The organism is Pseudopedobacter sp., assembly GCF_040392825.1.
Lineage (GTDB): Bacteria > Bacteroidota > Bacteroidia > Sphingobacteriales > Sphingobacteriaceae > Pseudopedobacter.
In genome coordinates, this window is the sequence record NZ_JBEBVH010000195.1 from 1 (window position 1) to 7,870 (window position 7,870).

7 protein-coding genes are annotated in these 7,870 nt (G+C 35.0%); 4 read left to right on the forward strand and 3 right to left on the reverse strand.

Going from position 1 to position 7,870, the window contains the following annotated elements; translation table 11 throughout:
- Positions 1-200 precede the first annotated feature (200 nt).
- Both ABWO41_RS13185 and ABWO41_RS13190 read left to right on the forward strand, forming a co-directional pair.
- Entirely contained in the window at positions 201-776 is a 576-nt protein-coding gene (locus ABWO41_RS13185) for an RNA polymerase sigma-70 factor (protein ID WP_353138781.1), read from the forward strand.
- 76 nt (positions 777-852) lie between these two features.
- Positions 853-1,836 carry a Gfo/Idh/MocA family protein gene (locus ABWO41_RS13190; protein WP_353138764.1) on the forward strand — a complete coding sequence of 328 codons (984 nt, stop codon included), beginning with the start codon at positions 853-855 and terminating at the stop codon, positions 1,834-1,836.
- A 45-nt stretch (positions 1,837-1,881) separates the two neighbouring features.
- Here ABWO41_RS13190 and ABWO41_RS13195 read toward each other — a convergent pair whose 3' ends face one another.
- The 3 genes from ABWO41_RS13195 to ABWO41_RS13205 form a co-directional block, all read right to left on the reverse strand.
- Positions 1,882-3,171: a hemolysin family protein gene (locus tag ABWO41_RS13195; protein WP_353138767.1), complete on the reverse strand. Its 1,290-nt coding sequence runs from the start codon at positions 3,169-3,171 to the stop codon at positions 1,882-1,884.
- Between the two features lie 96 nt (positions 3,172-3,267).
- Positions 3,268-3,636, reverse strand: a complete 369-nt coding sequence (locus ABWO41_RS13200) for a VOC family protein (RefSeq protein ID WP_353138769.1) — start codon at positions 3,634-3,636, stop codon at positions 3,268-3,270.
- A 115-nt stretch (positions 3,637-3,751) separates the two neighbouring features.
- Positions 3,752-4,132: a hypothetical protein gene (locus ABWO41_RS13205; RefSeq protein ID WP_353138772.1), complete on the reverse strand. Its 381-nt coding sequence runs from the start codon at positions 4,130-4,132 to the stop codon at positions 3,752-3,754.
- Between the two features lie 255 nt (positions 4,133-4,387).
- On the opposite strand from ABWO41_RS13205, the gene ABWO41_RS13210 reads away from it, so the two are divergent.
- Together ABWO41_RS13210 and ABWO41_RS13215 are read left to right on the forward strand one after the other, a co-directional pair.
- On the forward strand, positions 4,388-5,605 hold the full coding sequence (locus ABWO41_RS13210) for a FecR family protein (RefSeq protein ID WP_353138775.1): 1,218 nt from the start codon (positions 4,388-4,390) through the stop codon (positions 5,603-5,605).
- A gap of 190 nt (positions 5,606-5,795) precedes the next feature.
- Positions 5,796-7,870: SusC/RagA family TonB-linked outer membrane protein (locus ABWO41_RS13215; protein WP_353138778.1), on the forward strand; the 2,075-nt coding region annotated here is incomplete at its 3' end.

Here is a 7,870-nt window from a genome sequence, read left to right on the forward strand (position 1 = left end):
GTGCATTCTATATTTGTAATATAAAGCAGGGCACTTTTAAATGAAAAAGAAACTAAAAAAAACATTTTTATGTTTCTTTTTGCTGTTTGTTTGTCTTAAAAATGTTTGTTTGTTGAAATTAAAAACAATAGATTTGAGATAAGTATTGCAAAGCTTTATTGTAATAACAAAAGTTGTAAATTAAAGAGATAGGATTTTTGGTGGATATATCAAGTGCTTTTTTAAGGGTAGAAGAAGTTGAAAGCCAGGAGGTTGATATCAAATCACTCTTTGATACACTCTATGACAGGTTGGTCTATTTTTCCTACCAGATTATCAGGAACCAGGAACAAGCAGAAGACATTGTACAAGAAGCATTTGTTAAGTTGTGGGGGAATAAAGAGACATTAGTTAATTCAGAGCAAAGCCTTAAAAGCTACTTATATAATACTGTTAAGAATCTAAGCCTAAACGTAATAAGACACAGTAAAGTAGTAGACAGATATATGCAGTTAAATCTGCGCGGAGATGAACCAATGGATGCACCAATTGTAGAAGCCATTATGTCTGCCGAAGTGTTATCACAAATTCATAAAGCTGTAGCAGATTTACCACAGCAATATAAAACAATCTCTTTATTAAGCTTTTTTGAGGGTAAAAAGAATCAGGAAATTGCCGATGAATTAGGAATTTCTGTCAATACCATCAAAAAGCAAAAACAAAAAGCAATTCAGATGCTAAGATTAAAACTGACATCTCTTTTGTCTTTAATGTTAGCGTTTTTCCTTTCCTTGTAACTTCTTATATTCTTATCCAGAGTCTTGTGCTTAATATCCGTTATTCTATATTTGTATAGGATCTAACATGCTGACTATGGATAATCATATTAATTGGGGAATTATTGGTTGTGGAGATGTAACCGAAGTGAAAAGTGGACCAGCATTTAACAGAGTGCCAAAATCTTCGCTAATAGCAGTGATGCGCAGAAATGCAGAGAAAGCAGAAGAATATGCAAAGAGGCACAACGTACCAAAATGGTATAGTAATGTTGACGATTTATTAGCCAACCCCGATATAAATGCCATCTATATCGCAACTCCACCTTCCAGTCATGAAGAATTGACTTTAAAAGCCCTTAATGCCGGAAAAAATGTTTATATAGAAAAGCCAATGGCCTTATCAGAATCCGCTTGCCTGAACATGCAATTTATAGCAGATAAGTTGGGAAGAAAACTAAGTGTTGCACATTACAGAAGGGCTATGCCTTACTTCCAAAAGGTTAAACAATTGATTGACGAGGGTGCGATTGGGGAGGTGAGCAGTGTGAATTTGAGAATTATGCAGGGGAGAGGCAACAATGTAATTGCCAGGACGGCAGAAAACTGGCGAATGAATCCATCCATATCAGGAGGAGGATTATTTTATGATTTGGCACCGCATCAGATAGATTTAATGATTTTCTTTTTTGGAGAGGTAAAGGCAGCAAAAGGACTTTCTGTAAATAGATTTGGAAAAGATGAGGTAGATGACATAGTATCGGGACAGATTTTATTCCAGAACAATATTGTGTTTAACGGGTTCTGGAGTTTTAATAATGCACCTGCAGATAATGCTGATTTGTGTGAAATTTTTGGAACGAAGGGAAAACTGAGTTTTGGTTTTTTTGGTGAAACAAAAATTGAATTAAAAACAGCCGATCGTCAGGGTATTATTGAAGTTGCACATCCAAAACATGTACAAGAACCCATTATAGAAAAAGTAACCGCTTATTTTCTCGGTAAGGAAGAAAACCCCTGTTCTGGTCAAACAGGAGCGGAGGTTCTAAGAATAATGGAATTGTTTAGTGGCAGAATTTAATCTGATTTTCAGCCCCTCTAATTTGCAATTGATATGAATTAGCTTTTATATAATCAAATTTTTGTTAACCCTCGTTACCAGGATTTTATCTATTCTGTGTCCGTCTTTATCTATAATCTCAAACTCGTAATTAGCCAGGCGTATTTTATCACCCAGTTCAGGAAGTTCATCATGCAGATAAATAATGAAACCCGCTACCGTAGTAAACTGATCATTTAACTTATCATCCAATTCCAGTTTAAAATACTTTTTAAAATCCAGAAAATCGTATTGGCCGTCAACAAACCAACTGTTAACATCTCTTTTAACAATTTTATATTCATCATCGTTACCTTCCGTTATATCACCCACCAGAGCCTCCAAAACATCGCTCATAGTAACCATCCCCTCAGTAGCACCATATTCGTCGACAATAATGGCATAATGCGTCATGTGTTTTTTGAAAGACTCTAAAACATTATATGCAAAAGTATTCTCATTAAAGAACAGTGGCTTTTTGATATAATTATGAATATCGAAATGTTCGCGATTAACAAAAAACAAATCCTTAAGCAAAACAATCCCTAAAATTGAATCTAAATTATTGTCTTTTACCACGGGATAGGCAGAGTGCTTTTCTTCTTTTATTTTTGCCGTGACTTCGTCCCATGAATTTGTAGAAGAAAAAAATACCAGATCTCTCTTATGAGTATGTAAAGATTTTATTTTACGGTCGCCAAGTTCAAAAACCCTTTCTACGATATCTTGTTCAATATCTTTAATTTCGCCACCTAAAGCACTTTCCTTCACCAGAGATTTAATCTCTTCTTCAGACACCTTACTGGTTACGCTATTTTTTATACCTAATATTTTTAGTAACAGATTGTTAGAAGCTGTTAACAACCAAACGAAAGGCGATGTTAAGCTTGCCAGTATGCGCATAGGTTTAGCTAAAAGCATAGCAATAGGCTCGGGAAAAGTCATACCAATACGCTTGGGCAATAATTCTCCCACAACTATAGAAACATAAGTAACTACAACCACTATAATTACAGTGGCCAGACTATTTGCATAAGGTGCAATAGTTTCTATGTCAGCAAGGTAATTTGCGAGATTTTGTGTTAGCCCTTCACCGCTATATACCCCCAGCAGTATACCAATCAAAGTGATGCCAATTTGCACCGTAGATAAGAACTTTGTAGGATTCTCTGCTAATTTTAATGCAGTGTCTGCATTAGAGCTTCCCCTTTCTTTTTCACTTTCCAGCTTAAACCTTCGGGAAGAAACTAATGACATTTCCGACATAGAAAATATGCCATTCAATAATATTAAACCTATAATGATAATAATTTCCATTCAATTCATTAATCAATGCTTAGAATAAAACACCTTGCAAGTGTTTTAGGTTTGCAGAGGTATGCCAGTATGAACTATAAAAATAAGAATTCTATATTATTCGGAAATGATTAAATAGTAATCATCTATATCCCGTAAGATAAATTGGTTTTTGAGGGAGTTAGGATTATAATGTGGTTCTTTTTCAATTTTATAATGGGCATTTATGGCATTTTCCCATATCCGATTTAAGTCAGGTACCCTGAAAAATAAAATGAGACCATTACCTGCAGGTAAATTTACATTTAGCATTGTCGGGTGTTCATGTTCTCCCCATTTATGTAAACAAAGTACAGTAATGTTATTGCTATCAGCTAATATTTCGAAAGTATCTCCACCATGTTTACTGGTTAAACCTAATAAAGTCTGATAGAATTTGGAGCTTTCAGGAATGTCTTTTACTGCAATTATAGTTTCTAATCTCACCACTGTATTGTTAAAAATAGCATGAATTTAATATAAATGGACAAAGATAAAGGAAGGATAAAAATTATAAAATAAGGCAGCAAGTAACTTACTGCCTTTAGAGATTTAGAATAAACTAACGTGTACAATCTGCTGTCCATCTTGCTCCGCCATCTTTAACATAAAGAATGGTTAACGAGCTTGCCGTAATCCTGATATATTTAGATTCGTCGTCGCCAATAGAAATTACAGTGTTGTCACCCTCTTTTCTAAATTCAACTCCATTTAAATCAGGGATTCCGTCAGAGAAAATAAAGTTGTAGTTATTTCCAGCTTTAACTACTCTTACATTACCATTCGCATTACTATGGCTTTCATCACCATTGGTATAAGAGATACTCCCTCTGTAAGTTCCAACAAATAAATCGTTATCTGCCGGATCATCGTCTTTACTACATGAAACCAATACCGTGGTGGCAAAAAAAGTCAAGACAAATAACTTCATTAAATTTTTCATAGTGTTTTTGTTTTGTTAATTTTTATAGAGATCAGCATCCAATTACTATTCCAAAGTCTCAGTATAAAGAATAAATGAAAGTGTTGTTTTGGATTTAACTTATTGATTATTAGTGTTTTTAATATTTATTGTTGTTTGGTCGCTTTGCTTGTTTTTGAAAACATATTAGTGTGTACAATATAGGCCAACGGGAAAAGTGAATTTTTTTTAATTTTTATTATCCACTTAGAAATCTTGAGTGTCTTATAGCTATATATGCAGAACTTCGAAGAATTCGACAGAATATTTAAGATAAGTGAACTTGTTGTCAAACACATCAGGGAAGAGCTGAGTGTGGATGAAAGACAGCAATTAGAGAATTGGTTGAACAGTGACGTAGGAAATAAAGCTTTATTGGACAAACTGGTTGATGAGCAGAAACTAAAAATTGAAGCAGAATATTTCTTTGGAAAAAATAATAAAGAGCAGGCCTGGCAGAATATTATTGAGCGGAAAGAACAAGTTGATAGATATAAGCCTTCTTATTGGCTAATAACCAAATACGCTGCAGCCGTAGCTTTTATAGTGTTATCTGTAATGGCCGTTTTAAAATTTAGACTATCCTCAGTAGATACCGGTTCAGGAGAAAAGTCTCTGGCTAAAGTAGAGCCGGCAGAAATTTACCCTGGAGGTAACAAGGCTGTATTGACTTTAGCAGATGGTTCTCATATCGTATTGGACAGCCTGGCAAATGGTAACGTGGCAGAACAATATGGCAGCATTATAAAGAAAACCAAGGAAGGCCAAATCATTTATGACCTTTCATCTCTATCTTCTAAGAAGACTAACAATGAAATTGTTTATAATATAATATCTACTCCAAAAGGTGGGGAGTACCAGCTAATTTTACCAGATGGAACTAAAGTTTGGTTAAATTCGATGTCGTCTTTACGTTTTCCGGTTACGTTTTCCGGTAAGGAAAGAAGAGTAGAGTTAATAGGAGAAGGTTATTTTGAAGTTGCCAAAGATAAAACAAAACCTTTTTACGTGAAGGCGAAAGATATGGAGATTCGGGTTCTGGGAACACACTTCAATATTTCATCATTTGCAGATGAATCACAAATAAAAACAACCTTACTGGAAGGTTCTGTTAAAATCAATAGAGGAAACAAAGAAGCCATATTGACACCAGGGCAGGAAGCTGTTGCATATAATGGTAAAAGCGGCTTTACAACCCAAGATGCCGATATAGAGCAAACAATGGCCTGGAGAAATGGATATTTTTTATTTAGAGATGAGTCTATCGAGAGTTTAATGCGAAGAATAAGTAGATGGTATAATGTTGAAATAGCATATGAGGATAATTTAGAAGGTAAGACTTTCGGAGGAAAGTTCTCTAAAAACAGTACACTCTCCGAGCTATTAAAAAGTTTAGAATTAACAGGAACAGTAAAATTTAAAATGCATGAAAGGAGGGTAACTGTAATGCAGTAATTTTCTACGTTCACAACATACAGTTACAAAAAACCGAGAGAGCTGGACCCTCTCCCGATTAAGAAAATTGTAACTACTAACTGATTTTTTTGAAGGGAACCAGGTTAAACATTACAAAATCATTCAAATGTATAAAAAATACACAGCTTTATGCAAGGCAAATTGCATACCTATTAAATTTTTTCTTAAAATGAAACTCAGTTTTGTGTTGCTGTTAACTGTATTTTTACAGGCGGCAGGTGCAGCGGGTTATGCTCAGAAATTGAGCATGACTAAACAAAATGCTTCTTTAAAGAGTATATTAAAGGAACTTGAAGCTAAGACTGGCTACAATTTCATTTACAACTCTAATATGCTGGAAGGGGCAAATAGTGTTTCCCTAAGTCTAAAAGATGCTTCTTTAAGAGAAGTATTGGATAAATCTTTGGAAAACCAGGCCTTAGGTTATACTATAAACGGAAATACCGTAGTAATAGTAAAGAAAGAACCAGCTCAACAACCTAAAAAGACTATTGTAATAAAAGGTAAAGTTGTTGATAAAAATAATGAACCTTTACCCGGTGTAGCTGTCAAGTTGAAGAATACCAACGTGATGGAAGTTACTAATGTAAATGGTGAATATTCCATTAAGGTTACTGACCCAAAAGCAGTATTGGTTTACAGTTTCATTGGATTTCAACCAAAAGAAATTACAGTTGGTCAGCAAACCACTATCAATGTAACATTAAATGATGATGTAAAAGCACTAAGTGAAGTTGTTGTTACTGCATTGGGTATCCAGAGAGAAGAAAAATCTTTGGGTTATGCAGTTACGCAAGTAAAAGGTGAAGACTTGATGGATGCAGTGTCCAATAACTGGACAGATGCCTTAAGTGGAAAAGTAGCCGGTTTAAATATGGTTAAATCTGGTGGCGGACCTGCAGGTTCCAATAAGATTATACTTAGAGGAGAGAGTTCATTGAGCGGAGATAATGCTGCATTGATTGTTGTGGATGGAGTTGTGGTTAGTTCCAAAATCTCCGAACCAAATGGATCTTATTTAGGAAGTGAGAACCCAATTGATCATGGTAATGGTATTAGTGATCTTAATCCCGAAGATATCGAGAGTGTGAGTGTACTTAAAGGGCCGGGTGCGGCGGCATTATACGGTTCCAGAGGATCTAACGGGGCTATTATCATTACTACAAAATCAGGGAAGCCAAGTCAAAAAGGATTAGGAGTATCCTTTAATTCTAACTCCACTTTTGGCACAATAAACAGATGGCCTGATTTTCAGTATGAATATGGTCAGGGAGCTATAGGCTCAGATAGATATTATTCCTACGGAGCAACCGAAGATGGGGCAAATACAAAAAATACCGGAGCTGCCTGGGGACCGAAATTTGATGGTCAGGAATATTATCAATGGGATCCGAACCTGTTATATAGAGGTACTGAAAGAACGCCATGGGTACCCTATAAAAATAACAGAAAGGATTTCTTTGAAGTTTCGCAAACCTATACCAATAGTGTTTCTGTAAGTGGAGGTAACGCAAAAACTACTGCTCGTTTAAATTTTACGAACTTAAAAAACGAGTGGATAGTTCCAAATACTGGTTATAAGAGGAATACTATTGCGTTAAATGTCACGCAAAAAGTAAATGACAAACTAGATATTTCTACAAAAATTAGTTATAACAATAAGTTTGCGGATAATTTACCTTCTACAGGATATAATAATCAAACTGTTATGTACAATATAATAGCATTAGTTCCTAATGCAGATATTGATTGGTATAAACAGTGGTGGATGCCGGGTAAAGAAGGCCTGGAACAGATTAGAATGTTTAGTAGTGGCTTGGACAATATTTATTTGTCTGTGTATGAGATGCTGAATGGTTCCAATAGAAATCAATTGATAGGGACAATTAGTGCAAATTATGAATTTACTAAGAATTTGAATCTGATGGTGAGGAGCTCAATAGATTGGTCTGGTGAATCTCGTTCTCAGAAAAAGCCAAAAGATACAGCGAGATTTCCAGAAGGTATGTTCCGTACACAAGATATCGATATGAAGGAAACAAATACTGACTTCTTATTACGATATAAACAACAAATCACAAAAGACATTGAAGCAAATTATTCATTAGGGGGATCGGCTATGCTTAACTCTTATAAAATGATTTCATTAAGTGCAGACCGATTAAGATATCCTGGGATTTACACATTTGCGAATAGAAAAGATAGAGTTGTAGCAAGTTCAAGAACGCAGGAGTATGCAGTAAA

Coding starts and splice junctions, on each gene's coding strand:
- ABWO41_RS13210 (WP_353138775.1), top strand. CDS start 4,388: ATGCAGAACTTCGAAGAATTCGACAGAATATTTAAGATAAGTGAACTT.
- ABWO41_RS13205 (WP_353138772.1), bottom strand. CDS start 4,132: ATGAAAAATTTAATGAAGTTATTTGTCTTGACTTTTTTTGCCACCACG.
- ABWO41_RS13195 (WP_353138767.1), bottom strand. CDS start 3,171: ATGGAAATTATTATCATTATAGGTTTAATATTATTGAATGGCATATTT.
- ABWO41_RS13190 (WP_353138764.1), top strand. CDS start 853: ATGGATAATCATATTAATTGGGGAATTATTGGTTGTGGAGATGTAACC.